The 18,189-nt window shown below is 39.9% G+C and carries 14 protein-coding genes; 1 reads left to right on the top strand and 13 read right to left on the bottom strand.

Annotation, left to right across the window (positions count from 1 at the left end):
• Positions 1 to 179: 179 nt before the first annotated feature.
• From cls to BLS16_RS20275, 11 genes are all read right to left on the bottom strand, one after another.
• Positions 180 to 1,610, bottom strand: a complete 1,431-nt coding sequence (gene cls / locus BLS16_RS20325; RefSeq protein ID WP_092335461.1) for a cardiolipin synthase — start codon at positions 1,608 to 1,610, stop codon at positions 180 to 182.
• A gap of 194 nt (positions 1,611 to 1,804) precedes the next feature.
• A complete protein-coding gene (locus BLS16_RS20320; protein ID WP_092335460.1) occupies positions 1,805 to 3,400 on the bottom strand; it encodes an exosporium protein in 1,596 nt (531 codons plus the stop codon).
• A 636-nt stretch (positions 3,401 to 4,036) separates the two neighbouring features.
• Positions 4,037 to 5,614, bottom strand: a complete 1,578-nt coding sequence (gene spoVB / locus BLS16_RS20315) for a stage V sporulation protein B (RefSeq protein ID WP_242876387.1) — start codon at positions 5,612 to 5,614, stop codon at positions 4,037 to 4,039.
• 170 nt (positions 5,615 to 5,784) lie between these two features.
• Positions 5,785 to 6,207, bottom strand: a complete 423-nt coding sequence (gene dsrJ, locus BLS16_RS20310; RefSeq protein WP_034602384.1) for a sulfate reduction electron transfer complex DsrMKJOP subunit DsrJ — start codon at positions 6,205 to 6,207, stop codon at positions 5,785 to 5,787.
• Positions 6,208 to 6,434: 227 nt separating this feature from the next.
• Positions 6,435 to 7,370: a bifunctional helix-turn-helix transcriptional regulator/GNAT family N-acetyltransferase gene (locus BLS16_RS20305; RefSeq protein WP_092335458.1), complete on the bottom strand. Its 936-nt coding sequence runs from the start codon at positions 7,368 to 7,370 to the stop codon at positions 6,435 to 6,437.
• Positions 7,371 to 7,540: 170 nt separating this feature from the next.
• On the bottom strand, positions 7,541 to 7,807 hold the full coding sequence (locus BLS16_RS20300; protein WP_092335457.1) for a hypothetical protein: 267 nt from the start codon (positions 7,805 to 7,807) through the stop codon (positions 7,541 to 7,543).
• A gap of 540 nt (positions 7,808 to 8,347) precedes the next feature.
• Positions 8,348 to 8,776: a cobalamin B12-binding domain-containing protein gene (locus tag BLS16_RS20290; RefSeq protein ID WP_345788548.1), complete on the bottom strand. Its 429-nt coding sequence runs from the start codon at positions 8,774 to 8,776 to the stop codon at positions 8,348 to 8,350.
• 11 nt (positions 8,777 to 8,787) lie between these two features.
• Positions 8,788 to 8,991, bottom strand: a complete 204-nt coding sequence (locus BLS16_RS24790) for a B12-binding domain-containing protein (RefSeq protein WP_345788547.1) — start codon at positions 8,989 to 8,991, stop codon at positions 8,788 to 8,790.
• A gap of 40 nt (positions 8,992 to 9,031) precedes the next feature.
• A complete protein-coding gene (locus BLS16_RS20285) occupies positions 9,032 to 10,351 on the bottom strand; it encodes a PocR ligand-binding domain-containing protein (protein ID WP_092335455.1) in 1,320 nt (439 codons plus the stop codon).
• Positions 10,352 to 10,634: 283 nt separating this feature from the next.
• Positions 10,635 to 12,035, bottom strand: a complete 1,401-nt coding sequence (locus tag BLS16_RS20280; RefSeq protein ID WP_092335454.1) for a methyltransferase MtaB domain-containing protein — start codon at positions 12,033 to 12,035, stop codon at positions 10,635 to 10,637.
• Between the two features lie 23 nt (positions 12,036 to 12,058).
• Positions 12,059 to 12,694, bottom strand: coding sequence for a cobalamin B12-binding domain-containing protein (locus BLS16_RS20275; RefSeq protein ID WP_092335453.1), 636 nt, complete (start codon positions 12,692 to 12,694; stop codon positions 12,059 to 12,061).
• Positions 12,695 to 13,125: 431 nt separating this feature from the next.
• Between BLS16_RS20275 and BLS16_RS20270 the strand changes: the two genes are divergently transcribed.
• Positions 13,126 to 14,019 carry a CobW family GTP-binding protein gene (locus tag BLS16_RS20270; protein WP_092335452.1) on the top strand — a complete coding sequence of 298 codons (894 nt, stop codon included), beginning with the start codon at positions 13,126 to 13,128 and terminating at the stop codon, positions 14,017 to 14,019.
• A 110-nt stretch (positions 14,020 to 14,129) separates the two neighbouring features.
• Here BLS16_RS20270 and BLS16_RS20265 read toward each other — a convergent pair whose 3' ends face one another.
• Entirely contained in the window at positions 14,130 to 14,933 is an 804-nt protein-coding gene (locus BLS16_RS20265; RefSeq protein WP_034602399.1) for a methyltetrahydrofolate cobalamin methyltransferase, read from the bottom strand.
• A gap of 464 nt (positions 14,934 to 15,397) precedes the next feature.
• A complete protein-coding gene (locus BLS16_RS20260; protein ID WP_092335451.1) occupies positions 15,398 to 17,377 on the bottom strand; it encodes a methyl-accepting chemotaxis protein in 1,980 nt (659 codons plus the stop codon).
• Positions 17,378 to 18,189: the final 812 nt, after the last annotated feature.

Below are 18,189 nucleotides of genomic sequence, written 5' to 3'. Positions count from 1 at the left end.
TAGCTTAATCTATCTTAACATATATCTTAATCTATATTATTAACATATATATCGCAACCTAAAGTAACACTACTTATTATGAAGACGTATGCTTCCGGCAATTTCTGACGCGCAAATGAAAAAATTAAGATACGGGGACTTCTCCTGAATATAACTCAGACAGGAGAACCTTCCCGTATCTATAATAGTGGTGAGAACAAGCGAGCACAGGACTCTTTAAGTCGCTCTGTAAATGAGCGACTCTGTACCTCCTCCAGTGTAACTTCACTGCAGTCCTTTAGATCCTGCTCAAAGGATTCACTTAGATGCTCCGTCGTCGTCTCGTCATAGATATAGGCGCTGATCTCAAAATCTAAAAGAAAACTTCGCATATCCATATTGGCAGATCCTACTAAAGCTTGATTATCATCGACGATTAGGATCTTGGCATGCAGAGTCCCTTTCATATACTGATAGATTTTAACACCGGCCTGAAGTAATTCCTCGAAGTATGAATTCATTGCCAAGAACGTCAGTTGATGTTCCGGAATTCCTTGGACAATAAGACGCACATCTATACCGCTGAGAGCTGCTGTTTTAAGGGCCATAATCAGACCTTGATCCGGAATAAAGTATGGTGTTTCTATGTAGACTCTGTGTTGAGCCATGGTAATCGAGCTGAAGAAGCTATGTAAGATTGATTTCCATTTTGAATCAGGTCCACTCGCCAGGATTTGAATAGGTAGATTTTGAGAAATCCCAGTTTCGGGGTAATATTGTTCTCCGTTAATCTCCTGACGTGTGACGAAAAACCAATCATTGAGAAAAGTCCCTTGAAGAGTCTGTACTGCTTCTCCTTCAATTTTTAAATGGGTGTCCCGCCAAAAACCCAATTTGGAATCCCGGGATAAATACTCGTCTCCAATATTTAACCCCCCTAGAAAGCCGGTACTGCCGTCAACTACGACTATTTTCCGATGATAGCGCAGATTCAATTTAGCCGTTAGATAGGGAAATCGTAAGGGGAAAAACCAATTGGCCTGAATACCTGCTTTCCTCATACTTTTCATAAAGCTTCCGGAAATTGAAATACTACCCAGTCCATCAAGAATGACTCGCACCTCCACCCCCTCAGTTACTTTACGTGCTAGAATCTTTAAGACATCTTCACCAATTTCATCGTCATTAAAAATAAAATAACTGAGGTGTATATGATGGACGGCCTTTTCTAAAGCATTAAATAACTCTTGAAATTTCTCCCCGCCGTTCAGAAGTATTTCTACTTGATTATGCTGGGTTAAGGGAGCAAAGCCTGAGTTAATATGTAGATTGACCAATTTCAATTCAGAACCAGTATTAAGGCTCGGTTTCAATTCTTCACTGTTAGAGTAAGTTTGATGATCTCTGACCCATGGCCTTAACGGGGTGTCTTGAATATGTTTATTTCGAAAGATCTCCCCTCGAGTCTTCTTACCAAAAACGATATATAAAATGAATCCTAACCCCGGAAAGAGAGTGAGTATAAAGATCCAAGTCATTGTGTTACCCGGGGAACGATTTTCCAGGAGAATTATCGTTCCAATTAAAATAACCTGAAGAAGGTTAATTAAGAATATGAAATACCAAAGCAGGTTATATCCCTCCCTCTCAGTTAATTTTCAATTTCTTCACAGAATCTAGTTATTACCCAAAAGAGTCGTTAGTAGTCTGATTGTCTTAGATTACAAGGAAGAAGGACACTACTCATTAGTCAATGTCCTTCTCTCATATTTTTTCACTCGATAATTTGGACTTTCGCACCGGCAATATAACAATACTTGTGAACTTAAGATAATCTAAACACTGACCAGACGATGCCCGGTGCACCCGCACCGCCTAGATCAAGGGGTACTGTTAAGCCGTTTGCTTCGTAGAACAAACCTACAACATCGCCTGCAGTTAATTCAACGGAACCACTCAATGTTACGGTACCGTCGCCAAGGATGGTTCGCAAAGTTAATACAAGCGCAACGTTAACGTTTAAGATAGGGAAAAGCCCGCTTAATAAATCTGTTACGATGGGTGAAGTTCTGCGTACAACAAATGAGGGGGTAACTCCTGCGCCAAGGGATATTGTAATTGCTGCAGTCGTGGAATAATTAATTGTGGCCTCAATGGCGTAGGTTCCCGTCGCAGGGACAGTGTAGTTACCTGTAACTTCATCAAAGGTAGCACTGTCATAATAAGGCGAAGTTACCGTCCAACCTGACAACTGGGTACTCGCAGCCGTACTGACTGCCGGCAGAAAAGCCGCAAATCCTTCCGCCGACAAAGCCGAACCGGTTGCTCCCGTTGCTCCTGCATCCCCGGTTGCACCGGTTGCCCCCGTTGCTCCTGCATCCCCGGTTGCTCCTGTTGCTCCTATTGCTCCTGCATCCCCGGTTGCTCCTGTTGCCCCCGTTGCTCCTGCGTCTCCGGTTGCACCCGTTGCCCCCGTTGCTCCTGCATCCCCGGTTGCACCCGTTGCTCCTATTGCTCCTGCATCCCCGGTTGCTCCTGTTGCTCCCGTTGCTCCTGCATCTCCGGTTGCTCCTGTTGCCCCCGTTGCTCCTGCATCCCCGGTTGCTCCTGTTGCTCCCGTTGCTCCTGCATCTCCGGTTGCTCCTGTTGCCCCCGTTGCTCCTGCATCCCCGGTTGCACCTATTGCTCCTGCATCCCCGGTTGCTCCTGTTGCCCCCGTTGCTCCTGCATCCCCGGTTGCACCCGTTGCCCCCGTTGCTCCTGCATCTCCGGTTGCACCCGTTGCTCCTATTGCTCCTGCATCCCCGGTTGCACCTGTTGCTCCTGCATCTCCGGTTGCACCTGTTGCCCCCGTTGCTCCTGCATCCCCGGTTGCTCCTGTTGCCCCCGTTGCTCCTGCATCCCCGGTTGCTCCTGTTGCTCCTGCGTCTCCGGTTGCACCGGTTGCTCCCGTTGCTCCTGCGTCTCCGGTTGCACCGGTTGCTCCCGTTGCTCCTGCGTCTCCGGTTGCACCGGTTGCTCCCGTTGCTCCTGCATCCCCTGTTGCTCCCGTTGCTCCCGTTGCTCCTAATATGCCTTCTAACGGATCTAACTCAGCTGGTAACACACGATGCGCTGCGACTAAATTCCCTGCTGAATCCTTTCCCCACGCAGATACCTTTATTGCATTAGAACTTGTAATAAACTGAAACTCGAATGCATCTAGATGAGCATAATAATTTCTAGTCGCAACGTCACCAGTTGCTAAAACAAATTCTTCTAGTACATACATTATCTTAATTGTCCCGGAGATAAAAAAACCAACAATCTGAATGTTACCTTCGACTGTATCATCATTCGATATTTTCACTATGAAGGTAGTTGTCTTTCTTAGATCGCTGATTAAGGAATTTTCTATAATTCCAGTTGTTAGCTCAGCCACTTTATCTCTCCTCCGCCTCAAATATAACCATTTACTGGTACAATTGCTTCAACCTATAAAAAGGAACTTTGAATTATTCTATTGCATATTACATATTTTGTTAATAATTAACCAAAAACAATCTTTAACAGATATGGGAACGGTTCCTTGCTTGACCAATTGCGCAGGGCGACATAAGAGTTGATACTTTAGTACCAACACACTCATTTAAACTCACGACCTGCGTGAGTACGATTCTGTTGTTTTTGACTGTGCTATAAATGCTATTCTATTATCTCTAATCTTGTATATTTCTGTTACTCAAAAATGCATTAGGATACTCTTCATTTCGTAAAGTTTTTGAGACTTTATTACAAGTGTTGCGCTTCCTTGAGATTTCACCTCACGGTGAACACCCTTGACTTGTCCCAATGGTTGGCGCTACATACCCCCATAACGAACTTTCACCGTCTAGTTAATCGCCATGCGTGGCGCATGTTAAAAATCAAATGGTGCATCGATGCACCATTTGGCTTCTTTTCACCGACAGGGGTACCAACTCTTTGATTTCCGTCAAACGCCGTCCGCTTAGGCGTCCTGTTTGGAAATTCCATCCTGTAATATAGTAAGTACAACAATCCTTTTATTACCGCAAAATCATCGTCCAAAAGGAAACAATATTGCTAACTTTTCCCCTACCAAAGGAATTCTAAGGATATCCTTGCGTCGAATCACCTGAATATAAATTAGTATTATAAAATATATCCAGATTGAAAATATAAAGGTTAACATGACTGCTATCCCTAACTTCAGCTCGCTATCATTCAAATAAACGAATACAAGCTTTCCCACTAAACCCATGGAAATTCCCGCCACTAAGATCTTAATCATATCGTAATAATTCACATCAAATCCTATTAATTTAATTACGGAGAAAATGTGCAATAAAGTTTCTAAGATGACCCCTATACTTATCGCTAAGATTACTCCATAGATTCCCAGCTTAAGGTTCGCCGACAAAGGATAAATCAGAAGAAGGGTCGTTCCTTTAGAGATCATATTATTAAGCATGGCCGCTTTCGCATACCCTAATCCTACTAAAGCAGACTGCAGAGGAGTTTGCAGATAGTGAAATAAAAAAAATGGTGCAATGAATTTCAAGAAAGGTGCTGCCTGGGGAGATTTATAGATCACCGTCATCAATTCCTGGGCAAACAGATACAAGAGCGCTGTACTAGGAACCCCAACGCCGAGAGCGACACATATTGCTTGAGATAATCTACGCTGAATTAACTTTAGATGATTTTTAGCCTTCGCTTCACTAATGGCGGGAACTAAAGTAACTCCTAAAGACTGGTTGATAAAACCAGGGAAAAACAACAGAGGCATGACAAAGCCTGATAACATTCCATAGTCTTTAGCAATCATCATAGAGGTAAATCCTGCTATAGCTAAACTCTTAGTAATAATAATAGGTTGAATTGCTTTGGATACGGAAAATATCAATCCGTTGCCTGTAGTAGGAAGAGCTGTCGCTAATAATTCAATGAATATATCTCTTCCCTTCATCACTTTCTTCCAAAGAGGAAAACGAAATTTAGTTTGATGTGACAGTCTAAAGGAAATCATTAAAAATACTAGAGAGAGTGCTTCTCCGAGCACACTGCTAAGAACTGCTCCGGCTGCAGCAAACTCAATACCAAAAGGAATCAAGCGCTGAACCAAGTAATAGGTAAAACCAATTCGGGCAATCTGCTCAATAACTTGAGATAAGGCAAGAGGATTCATTGTCTGCATTCCTCTAAAATACCCTTTGAGGACACCAGAAACTGCAACAATGGGAATGATGGGAATCAAAGCCATGAATGAATAATAAGAGCGCTGATCCGTTAAAAAATATGCGGAACATACCTGGCCCAAGAAAACGGATAGACAGACAACTACAATGCTTAGGCTTCCTGTTATAGCACAAGCCACAATCAGGATTTTCTTAACCTTAGCTCCATTTCCTTGAGCATCGGCTTCCGCCACTAACCTAGAAATAGCAATAGGTAACCCTATTGTTGTCAGTGTAATCATCAATCCCATTAATGGCATAACCATCATTTTTATGCCTATTCCTTCAGACCCAAGAACTCTGGATTGAACAATTGAATTAACAAGTACTAATATTTTCGTAACGAAGGCAGCTAGGGTTAGAACAAATGCTCCTTTTACCAAACTTTGTTTCTTCATATGCATAAACCTTCCTGAATTAGGATTAGGTTTAATGTATATTCAATTGTCCCGTCATTAACACTTTATAAGTAAAGGCTTCCACACAAAAAAGCTAGGTTTTCTTACTTTCCAAGTAAGAAACCTAGCTGTCTTCATAAGCACAATCAACCAATTAGGGATTGTATTATTTACTGTTTCTTCTCATCAGGATGAGGATCTGGCAGTAAATGACACTCCCAACAATTCGGTTTTACAGCTGCGTAATTATGGCATGAAACACAGAATTGATCAGAGGTTTTTACTCCGGGGTTATAATGACAGTTCAAGCACGTTTGAAAGCTAAGTCTGTATGCCTTCCCTTTACTATTAATATACTCCGTTTTTCCATCACGCACGCCCTCTTCTCGCCATTGGTACAGAAGCTTCATGTGATTAGCCTTCATGAATTCCGTTGACTCTATACACTCCTTAACCTCTAGCTGCCTGATTGCTGGAGTATCCAAATTTATGACAGGCGCCTTGTTAGGCTTCCCTAAATTATAGAAGAAAGGTATGCTCAGTAAAGCAACACCGATAATAAGCCCTGCTATAATTTTACCGCCTTTGAACATTATCCATACCCTCCTTTAGCGGTGGGGATACCTTGGCCCATTACTCAGATTTCTCAAGGAACCCAGGACTAAGTCTTTAACATCTTCAATCTATTATCTCTAAATGTGGACTTTATTATGTAGCTGAGTTGGTTCAGGGATCGGCATACCTTACTCAGTTAGCATGAAAGCGACTAAGGGACAATCCTTAGCCGCTTTTAGAACTTTACTGCGCATACCAGCCTTCTTTACGGTAAATTTAACTCATAGGTATGTTCAATCAAGTTCTTTCCCCACACCTTATTTTCGTGTTCCGCCACTTTCCTAAACCCAATTTTCGTATACATTTTGATCGCAATTTCTTGGTCATCCGTAGTCACCAGAAATACCTGCTTATATCCTTTCTCCTTGCAGTATTTCATAGCTTCATTTACCAGGGTGTTTCCTAAGCCAATTCCTCTGAATAATGGATGGAGAATGAACCATCTTAACTGAGCCCGACTCGCAGATTGTCCAACAATAGCAATAGCACCTATTATTTCTCCATTCGCTTCTGCAAACCAGAATCTATCCTTTTCTACGTTGTAATTATTAAACAAATCAAAAATGGTTTTGCAGACATAGCCTTCAAACATATAGTTAAATTTACATTCTTGAGCATAAATCCAGCCATGCAGATGAATTAAAAAGCCCACATCTCCCGGTCTCAATTCATTGCGGATTATAATTTCATCTTTAATTTTGATAGGTTTTTCTGAGAGCGCGTTTTCGATAGTTTTCATACTTTCTACGACGCTTTTTTTATCTTGTTCCGGCAGACTGCTGATCATTTTATAGATTTGATCGTTTGACAGATCATCCAACTTGGAAAGAGTATCTTGTCCTTTATCTGTAAGGTAAAGATAATATAACCGACCATCCTCCTGGGACTGTACTCTGTATATAAGGTTATCCTTTTCAAAGCGTTTTATTATTCTGCTTAGATAGCCTGGGTCCATTTTTAGCTCTTCTATCAATTTCTTAGCTGTACAAACTTCCGTATGTCCAATATCGTATAATACCCGAACTTCCGCAAGCGAAAATTCGCTTTCATATATATGCTTATCCAGTAATCCCAAAATATTAATGTAGAACCGATTGAATCTTCGAATAGTATTTATCAAAGTAATGTATCGGGAACTCAAGATAGACCATCCTCCTCAATTTGCACTATATAATTATAATATATTGTATTTTATTTGACTTTGTCAACTATTTTAGCAAGCAAGTACCGTAATATTCACTCCGCGATTTTGGAATAAGTCTGTTCCTTTCCAAAGGTTTTGAATGTCAGACATAGCCGACATTCAAAACCTCAGAGGTCAATCTTCTCTATTGACTTTCCAAACCATTGAATTAATCCACACCTAGTACATACTAAAATCATTGCAGATTTGTTTAACCAATCTAGGTTTAAGAAGCTAGCACCAGCTGTATTCAATTGAGCAGATCCTTCTTCAAAAATATCATTTTGACAATGAGGGCAAATAATTTTGATATTAGCAGCCTTATATCGGCTGGGACCCAAAGAGCTTTTAAAGGCTATTGCGCCTCGCTTTATGCCTTCTAAGAAATCTGACATTTCCACGCCACCCTTCTAATAACCAATATACTATATTTTTATTATCTCGGATTCTTCAAATTACAAGTTATTTACTCGAAGTTCCAGACTTTAACCAGGCCATATGTCGTACAAATCAGGAAACAGCTATTTATTGAGCTGGTCAAAATTACGATAGAATCTACTTGCAATCTTAAAGTCTTAGGACTTTTTCTTTTATAATGAAATTTCCGTTCTTAATCTATTTCGTTATATTCATATTAACCTGATATTCAATGTATTGAAATAAGAAGTAGGTCACTATACTAAAACTTACGATTAAAACCAAGAAAAGAATAACCCTATGCCTATCGCTAACCCCTATCTTCCTTACTATTTTATAAAATACCAGTAATGGTATTACAAAATATATTGCTACCGCAATTGGTAATCCCATTTAACACACCCCCCAACCCACAAAAACAAAATAACTAGGAGGTCCCCTACAGTCTATGTAAAGATTCTCCTAGCTCTATACTAAGCACATATCGTAATATCCGATAAGCACCATTTATTCAATAATTACTGTACAAGCTGTAATGCTAAATCAACAGCTTTAAACACATCTCCTGCATACCCATCTGCTTTAATTGCCTGGGCAAAATCCTGGGTCGCAGGATTACCGCCAATTATTATTTTAACACTATCGCGAAGCTTATGACGTTCTAGCTCTCTGATTGTTTCAGGTATCATAGGTAACGTCGTCGTGAGCATTGCAGACATGGCCAAAATATCCGGTTGATGTTCGTTTACTGCTTCTACAAACTCCTCTGTTTGAACGTCTATACCCAAATCAATTACTTCTAACCCCGCGCCGCGAAACATCATGACAATTAAATTCTTGCCAATATCGTGCAGATCTCCTGCTACGGTCCCTATAACCACTTTACCAAGTGAGGAGTGCTGTGATTCTGAAAAAATAGGTTTTAAAACATGCAAGCCTGCATGCATTGCCCTGGAAGCTATAAGTACATCAGAAATATAGATTGTATTGTCTCTAAATTGACTGCCTTTGTTTGCATACCAGGCAGTAGGGCATGTTGAAAAATTCTTTGTGGATTGACACCATTTTCAATAGCCAAAAGAGTCAGGGTCTTAACTCGGTTGGCTTGCCCTTTAATCAAAGCTTTGGTGATTGATTCTAATTCCAATTCTGACCTTACCATACTCCCTCACTCTCCTTGGTATGTTAGTCATCAAGTGTTTTTATAAAGCATGTTGTTTAAACCGACTGGGTGTAACTCCCTCAAGCTTCTTGAATACTCTGGTAAAGTAGCCGGGATCTTCGAACCCGCTTTCTTCAGCAACTTGCATCACGTTATATTTCGGGTTCTTTAGCATAGTTTTTGCTTCCTCCACCCGCACCTGGGTTAGATATTCCATTAACGTACAACCTAAACCTTGTTTAAAGATTCTACTTACATAGCAGGGGCTTAAATAAACAGCCTGAGCAATATCATCGATTGTCAGTTTATTGCGAAAATTATTCCGAATATACTCTGCCGCCTTCTGGATTGCTTGCAAGTTCTTTTTATTTTTATTGCTCTCTAAGTAGCTCAGATAAGACTCTAACATTTTTTGGGTCCACAGGCACAGTTCATCTGATGAAGGTATATCATGTAATTCTTGATAGAATATGGCGTTTAGCTGCAGCACCTCACTTAGTTCAGCTCCCCCATCCACTGTTGCCCTCGATATTATAACGACGAGTTCCATAACTCTTGTCTTAAGTGTATCAAGATGATCGGAGTTTTTGGCGAATATATCTACCAATATTTTTTCTAGAAGTTTTTCAGCTGCTCGTTTTTCTCCATTTCGCACCATGGTTCTAAGTTCTTGCTCTTTCTCTAAGGAATTTATCCTGTTGGATCTAGATTCAATCGTACTCATAGCAACTTCTGCCCGTTTGCGAGCTTGGATTTCTTCAGCTAGTCTGGCTTGCTGAGCAGCAATTTCCCTTCGTTGCTCTAAGACAGTCATTCCGCTTTGCATGACTTGGTTAGCTACAACGAACAACAAGTCTGCCGCCGCTTGCACCTTGTCACTAGACATAATCTCCAGTTGAGAGGCTGCCCATTTGACCGCCGCTATATCTATATGGAGCCCCTTTACCATTTCCTCTATCTCTTCCAGAAAATAGTCCTCTGGTTCCCACATAAGAACCTGTCCGCAAATTATCGATCCTACGTATCCATCTAATAAAATAGGTGCTGCCCACATGATCAGACCTGCGTGACACCGAAAAATATAGGGTTCTCCATATTTCGAGGCCTCAATACAAGCTCGGGCATAAGAGCGCTGGCACTTTTTAGCACCATTGCTATCCGATTTTATCATTTGGCAAAAATCGCAGTCTTTGATAGCATGATCGGTAGAGATAAGTGTATTTCCTTTGTTGTCAACAAGAATTGCTTTTAATCCCGTTGACTTGGAAAATGAACACAGCATTTTGTCTAAAAGATCTCGCCCAACTAATTGTTCAAGCCATTGTACCTTTTTGTCTTGATTCACATCACTATGATTCACATTACCACCTCCAAATCCAGTTTACACGTATCTGAGCAAATACTTATTCATTCAACTCTTGAATACAAGTTTTTTGGAAGATAATGCGGATTAAGCTAAATATTCTATTAATATTATAACACAAGTAAAGATTTCCTTTTACCTTTAATTAAATAAACTCAAAGGGGCACTCTTATCTTCGGTACAAAAGGTAAATACGCAAAGATAAGGGCGCCATTAACTATTTAATCTCTTAGCGATTCATATCTAGCAAAAAATTTGTAACGACGGACTTGCCAGCAAGTTATTTTGCTGCAGAGTCGATGTTAAAATCGTACTTTGCTGGATCAAATTTATCAATAGTGTTATTTTTCAGCATCATTTTTGTAAATTCAGCTTCATCATCAGGAATAGATTTTAATTGTTTTTCCAATATATCTAAGTATTTTAATTCTTTAGCATCTAATTGCAGTAAACCATCTTGGAAAGCAGCGCGCAATTCTTTAATAGTCGCAGAAGCAGCAATTTTTGTCCGTTCAAAGTGAGTTTTTCCTTGGACAATCTCTTGGCTGATCCTTAGCACCACCCTTGGATCCAAGATGTAAGCTTGGGGATCAAACATTCTATCCGATTCTGCTAAAATATCTCGCATTTCCAGAGCTGACCCGCGGGAAGCTGCCACGTTCATTATCCGACAATCGTAGATAAGCTGCTCAATGTAGACAGTAGGAGCCATTCCGCCCAACAATCTTACATTTTCTACAGACTCATTACTCCAGCAGTCCGCTAAGCAAGCAGCAATATTTCCAACTGAACTTGAGTGAGCACAAGCCGCCGTTCTTCCTTCCATAGAAATGGGTGTTCCTGTGATTGCCTTGAGGTAGACACCTTCATAGCCACAATCCTTATCAGGTCCGATAGCACCACGCTCTACGGCAACTAAAGTTCTGACAGCACACATAACCCTGTCAATGGCTGCAAAGACCTTCGGGATAAAATTCTTGTGGGCCATGACCATGGAAGTATTAGCAAAGCCGCAAGCTGTATCACCCGAGGGAATGCAATTTGTTTCAGCAGCGATCTTGACAATTTCATCCCATAAAGTAATCATATCTCGGCATCCTACTACCCCTAAAGAAAATAAAGCTTTAGGCAGGTCACAGTTCATAACTGCCTCATCGTGGAGGTGCTTTCCACCAATGGATTCAATGGCCAAGAAGTCAGCCCCGGCTTCAGCACACCCTCTGAAGGTATTAACAACATTATCCCAGTGTTCTCCCTTGTACATATGAGTAAGGGTCTTTCCTTCACGAACATCAACAACAGTCATCCTCAGGAGACTTTTCAGGCCGAACTTAGTATAATACTCGTTCATGACACCTTTAACAACCTTAGTGACATCAATCCCCCATTGTGGATTAAAGGTACACGGAGGAAGCAGTTCTATCTCAATGATAATCCCTGGCGAAAGAAGCTCATGGGCTTTTGAGCAAATCCCGTGAATCATCTCTTCGTACTGGGATAATACTTTAGGCATAGTTTCTTCATCAATTAACATGGTCGGCAAGGTAAGATTTACCTCCGGATAGACAGTACCTCCACCTATGACCATACCATTACTGCAAACGACAGGCTTTTTAGCCTGACCATATATAAATTCATTCAAGTCAGTATATGCAAGTTCAGTAAATTGAAGATTAGCCACAATATTCCCTCCCCTTGATAATATTAAGACGCTAATAATTTAGCGACTAGTTCTACTGCAGCAGCAGCATCCCCGGCATATCCATCTGCACCAATTTGATCGGAAAACTCTTGAGAAATAGGTGCACCACCAATAATTACTTTAATGTCATTGCGCATACCTTGAGCAACACATTCTTCGATGGTTGATTTCATGGACAACATTGTGGTTGTTAACAAGGCGGAAAGCGCTAATACCTTACCGTCATTTTCTTTAATGGCCTGAATAAATTCTTCAGGGGAAATATCAACGCCTAAATCAACCACTTTAAATCCTGAGCATTCGAGCATCATACCGACTAAGCTCTTGCCTATATCATGCAGATCTCCTTTTACAGTTCCAATAATAACTGTACCCCTATTGGTCATTTCACCACCTGCCAGTAATGGCTTAACCAATTCGATACCATCATTCATGGCGCGAGCCGACATCAATACTTCTGGTACAAACATATCATTAACCTTAAAGCGTTGTCCAACGACATTCATACCACCGATAAGTCCTTGATTAATGATGACTAAGGGGTCAACCCTTGCACTAATGGCTTCATTAACTTTTGTCTGTACTTGGTCACTGTCACCTTCAATGACTGCATTGCTTAATCCAGAAAAATCAAACATTATATATCCTCCTCTGTATACGTTTCTTCACTATTGGTTTAGACTCATGGTTCAGTCAGTTAAGCTTTCAATAGGAGATTACCAAGTCACTAATTAAATAGTTGATTCCTTTCACCTCGCTCTTATTCTCACTCCAGAATAATTTTAGATGTTTGAATGTTCTAAATGTTTTGACTGTTGTCATGTTATTATTGTAGTCTTTTCAGGACTTCCTTTACCATGGACTATTTTGTTATATCTTGATAAATCTTTCCCTGTTCCCTTGTGATTGTTTTAAGGAAAACTAAGAAAATGGGACTATCTAACCCTATAAATCTAATCGAAAAGTCCCCATTAATACAGAATAATCCATGGTATAGTTGTGCAATTATCATTACGCTTACATCAATGATAACTTAGTGCTATTTTTGGATTATAGGGGGATAGGATAAATGGTTAAATTTGATATTGTTTCTGGATTTTTAGGAGCCGGTAAAACAACTTTAGTAAAAAAGATCCTACATTCACTGGATACCTGTGAAAAAATGGTCCTTATAGAAAACGATTTTGGTGAAATCAACGTAGATCGAGAGCTGCTGGAAATCGAAGGGTTCGAAGTTTACGAATTATCCAATGGCTGTGTCTGCTGTAAGCTTAAGGGAGATTTTCTGCTTACTCTCAAAAATCTATTGAGTCAGAAGATCGATCGGATTATTTTCGAACCCTCCGGGATCTTTATTTTGGAGGAAATCTTTGATGTGTTTAAGGACTCGGAAATCTCCGGCAAATGTTTTATAAACTCACTCACTACTGTGGTTGATGTCCAAAACTTTTCAAAGAATATCCAGGGATATTCAGAATTCTTTAAGAACCAAATCCGGCATGCCTCATCCTTAGTCCTAAGCAAAGTACAATTTGTAAATGACTATGATCTTATTCACGTTGAGAACTCATTAAAATCACTCAACGAGACCGCCCACCTTGTCACTAAAGATTGGGCACAATTATCGACAACAGATATAAAAGAATTAATCAATGGTAGTTATAATTGTGTATCAAACCGTCCTAAACAATATTTAAGCCATAACTTTGATTCCTTAGGACTTAAAACTTCGAAAAACCTAAGCCTGGACCAATTGAAAAACATCTTAGAGAAGTGTAAAAAGGGCCATTTTGGAGCTCTTATACGAGGAAAAGGTATTATAAATTCGGGGAGTCAGTACCTCGAGTTTAATTATGTTGCCGGTGAATATTCAATCATGGAAGGGAGTGAAGTTGCAGAGGGAATGGTAAGTTTTATTGGTAAGGGTATAGCAAAAGAAGCTTTGGCTTCGGCTTTTGTTTAACTTGATTAGCTGGAGGAGTTCGCTTTCGCCAACAAGACTGAAAGAAATGGGCCGTCAACAAATTCAATTTTGTTACAGCCCATCAAATCTTTTTAAATTATCACGCAAAACTAACCTAAGAAATCGAATTTCTTATTGCGATAGGCCTTGAGATAATTAACACTGTAGTTATCTCTGCCTGCCAGGGCCTCTGCCGTAACCAAACTGGCCATCATCATCTTATCCAAGGGGTTGATTATTAAACCATCTAAGCCTTTACCAATGGCCATAATGGCAAAGGCTTGGTTCATGAATTTCCGAACCGGCAGCCCATAGGATACATTGGATAATCCACACATGGTATGTACCCCTTTAAAGCGTGTCATAATTGCTTCAACTGAATTAATAAATTCTACAGCAAAGGTATTGTTCACCGAGATTGGCTGCACTAGGGGATCAACATAAATATTGTTTAAGGGAACATTGTTTTTAACGAGTCCTTCAATTAATTTCTCTGCTATTTTCAACCGAGCATCCATGGTTTCAGGCATTCCTTCATCGCTCATACATAGTGCCACAACCTTTAAGTCTGTTCCGGCAACTACCGGGATTAAAGCATCATATCGTTCCTTCTCCAGGGAGATTGAATTAATCATAGCCACTCCTTTGTGCACAGACAAAGCAGCATCAATGGCTTTGGGATCAGGACTGTCGATACAGCAAGGTGCATTGACAACCTCCTGTACTGTTTTAACCAACCACTGCAGGTATTCAGGCTCTTTGCCGACAAAAATCCCCGCATTCACATCAATATAATCTGCTCCTGCTTCAAACTCGTCTATTGCTATCTTCTGGATATAAGCAGCATCTTGAGCTCTGATCGCCTCCCCTATGGCCTTGCGACTAGCATTAATTAACTCGCCAACAACTAGCATTTTAGTTCCTCCTCGTCTTTGTTTAGCATCCCGTTGACCGGTACATGCTTAGAATTACTTTTTCACACCCAAAACTCCAATTAGACTCTTTTGAATTTTGTTGGTTTTTTTAATTTTAGTCATTAATTGTGCATTATGACAGGGATTTTTTTGCTTATTGTTGAGCTATTCTAACTAATATGTCTAAATCCCCATTTACATCTTTATAATGATTTCTTCATTTCCTATGACGTTTTCCACCGTCATACACTGGATTTGGTAGCAGAAGGTCTTATATTCTTTCATGGTTTACATCCCTTCATTGCATTTCTATACCATTGAAAACATCGAAGTAAAAGCGGTCTTTTCCACTCTCGACAGTGAAAAAAGACCGCTTTTATATAGAAATAACCATTTTTGAATTTTTGGAGCCAAGTTTTCATACGGCCCCTTTGAGAAAAAGTAACAATATCATGTAATCGACCTTACAATTTAAACATAGCAACACTTGTTTGAAATTCCATCGCCATTTTAGCTAGTTCACTAGATGCCCTTCTAATTTCCTCCATAGAAATACTTTGCTCTTCTGCCCCGGCTACGACGCCCTCTAAATTACTAGCGATCTCTTTAGGGATATTCGCTACATCCATGACTGAATCTACAATTGCTTCAGTACTTGTACTAACTTCACGTACTACATCTACTACAGCGTTGGTCAACATTGAAAAATCATTGACACCTTGTACAATGTCTTTGAATGCTTCCCCGGCGGAATTAACCATAGAAATACCTTCATTGACTGCTATAGAACCATCGTGCATAGTCTGTACAGCGTTAGTCGTCTCGTGTTGAATCTCATCGACTAGACTACGAATTTTACCTGCTGCATCACTGGATTGCTCCGCCAACTTACGTACTTCGTCGGCAACTACTGCAAACCCCCTACCTTGTTCGCCTGCTCTGGCTGCTTCGATGGCAGCGTTTAGAGCTAACAAGTTAGTTTGCGAGGCAATATTTGTGATTAGCGATACTATTTGCCCAATTTCATCCGATTTGCCACCTAACTCATTAACTACCTTTGAAGCTTCGGTTACTTTAGTACCTACTGACTGCATCTGATTGATAGCTTTTTTAACGACGTTATCTCCTGCAGCTGCTATTTCAGAGGTTCTAAGCGACCCTTCAGTTACTTTTTGTATATCCCTAGTTATTTTTTCCATATGCATAGAAACTTGTTTAGCTGAACCAGCTGTGGCTTCTACCCCGGATAATTTATTGTTTACCCCATCGGAGACTTCTTGAACTGAAGATGCCATTTGTTCAGTTGATGCACTAACTGAATCTGCACTGGCGGTTAACTCTTCCGCTGAAGCAGCTAATTGTTGAGAGTTATTAACTATTCCTACTAGGATCACTTTGAAATTCCTCACCATAACATTAAACGTATCGGCAAGTTGGGAACTCTCATCTTTCCCCACAACCTCGATCTCAACGGTCAAATCACCCTCTGCCACTGATTTGGCCTTATTATTTAGAGTTTCTAATGGTCTTGTTATTTTACGAGCCATTAGAAATGTCACGCCAACTACAAGCAGGACTAAAACCGATGTTAAAATACTAAACAGCAATCTTAAATCTGCTAAAGGTTTATTAATCACATCAACTGGTATTGATATAGCTAGTGTCCAACCCGTTGAAGGTACAACATCATACACAAGCAGCATATCTTGCCCTTGGTAAGTATAGTTTTTTATTCCTAGCTTTTCCCCCAAAACATCTTTTAGAACCACAGACATATCTTTCAGCTTAGGATTCTCAAAAATGTTTGTCGATACCGCCTCTACATCGGGATAGGCTAATAAAAACCCCTTCTTATCTACTAAAAGGGCATTCCCTTCACCATTCAAATTTAAAGCACTAACGTTTGCCACCAGAGTTTTTAATAGTATATCCTGACTGATTACACCACTTGTTTTTCCTGTAGTATCTTTTATTGGCATCGCAACAGCCACAGCCATCTCTTTTGTTACTTGATCTAAATAAGGGTCTGTAAAGACTAACTTGTCTTCTTGAGTCGCGCTCTTATACCATGCTCTTGCACGAGGATCGTAATCTTTCGGTGCCACCCAACCGCTGCCGTCGATCAACTTGCCAGATTCCGTTCCTACATACACATCAGATAGTTCTTTATCAGCAACTTTAAATCCAGCTAAATTGTTAACAGATGGCTCTTGTTCTCCAAGTGAACTCTTGAGTGTAGCAGCCGTCATTTCCAGCATCTTAGCCTTGCTTATCAACCATCCATCTAATTTGTTAATCCCAGAAGTCTCTGTTGCCTTCAATTCATTTTGAATACTCTGCTCAACCTGTTTCTTTGTGAAAGTGTAACCTGCAACTGATGATACGGCAAGAATAATAACCGATAATAACGAAAAAATTGCGATTAGCTTAGTTTTTAGACCCATAAACAAGAGCCCCTCTTTCTGATTCTCACTTTACACGTGCTAGAGATAATTAAATTAAATTTTGCACCTAAACTTCTCATATGTCGATTTGTGAATATTAGTAAGTTAATATTTAAAATGAAATAAATAATGCCTTTTAATAAAACCTTATGAAAGTTTAAAGGTATAGAAATTACAAATAAGTTCCTTACTAGTCTGATATAAACATATCTCTCTACTTGTTAAGGTCTAATTTTAACGTTATATCAAAAAACTACCCCCCTCATGCGCAATATAATTAAAATTAGCCCTTCATAACATCCCAATAATATCCGGCATGTTGATGAAGAGCTTCATTGCCCAAGTTACTAAAAAATTATATTATAGCTTTTTTTCCTCGAGGAGATAGTCGGGCTTCAGTTATCCAGTACTTACTATATTTCATTTCCTAAAGGCACTTTCAACTATGTTCCGCTATATACCATTATATCCTCATTGTTTGTAGTTATATTAATTCGACATACTTCGCTAATTTCCTTGTAAGTATAGAAATATAGAAGTTCATTTTTAAATTTAGAGGACAAAGCTAGTCTGTTATTTATATTCCGACTACATTCACTATTTTTCGTTTAGAAGTTTTTCCGATGTTGTGCTCTCTACTCACTCTCTACTAAAACCAAAATGCTTTGGCGAACGCCGCAAAAAACACTCCCATTTGGAAGTGTTTTTACGAATTTTTTTCTTACGAAAATACTCTCACTTTGGGTTCTGAGGCCAAGATCGAGTATCTCAGCGTAAAGTCTCAACTACAATAGGATGCCCGAGAGCCATTT

It is taken from the genome of Desulfosporosinus hippei DSM 8344 (assembly GCF_900100785.1).
GTDB lineage: Bacteria > Bacillota > Desulfitobacteriia > Desulfitobacteriales > Desulfitobacteriaceae > Desulfosporosinus > Desulfosporosinus hippei.
The sequence above is the reverse complement of the archived record's forward strand: the minus strand, read 5'-3'. Positions and strand labels throughout refer to the sequence as shown.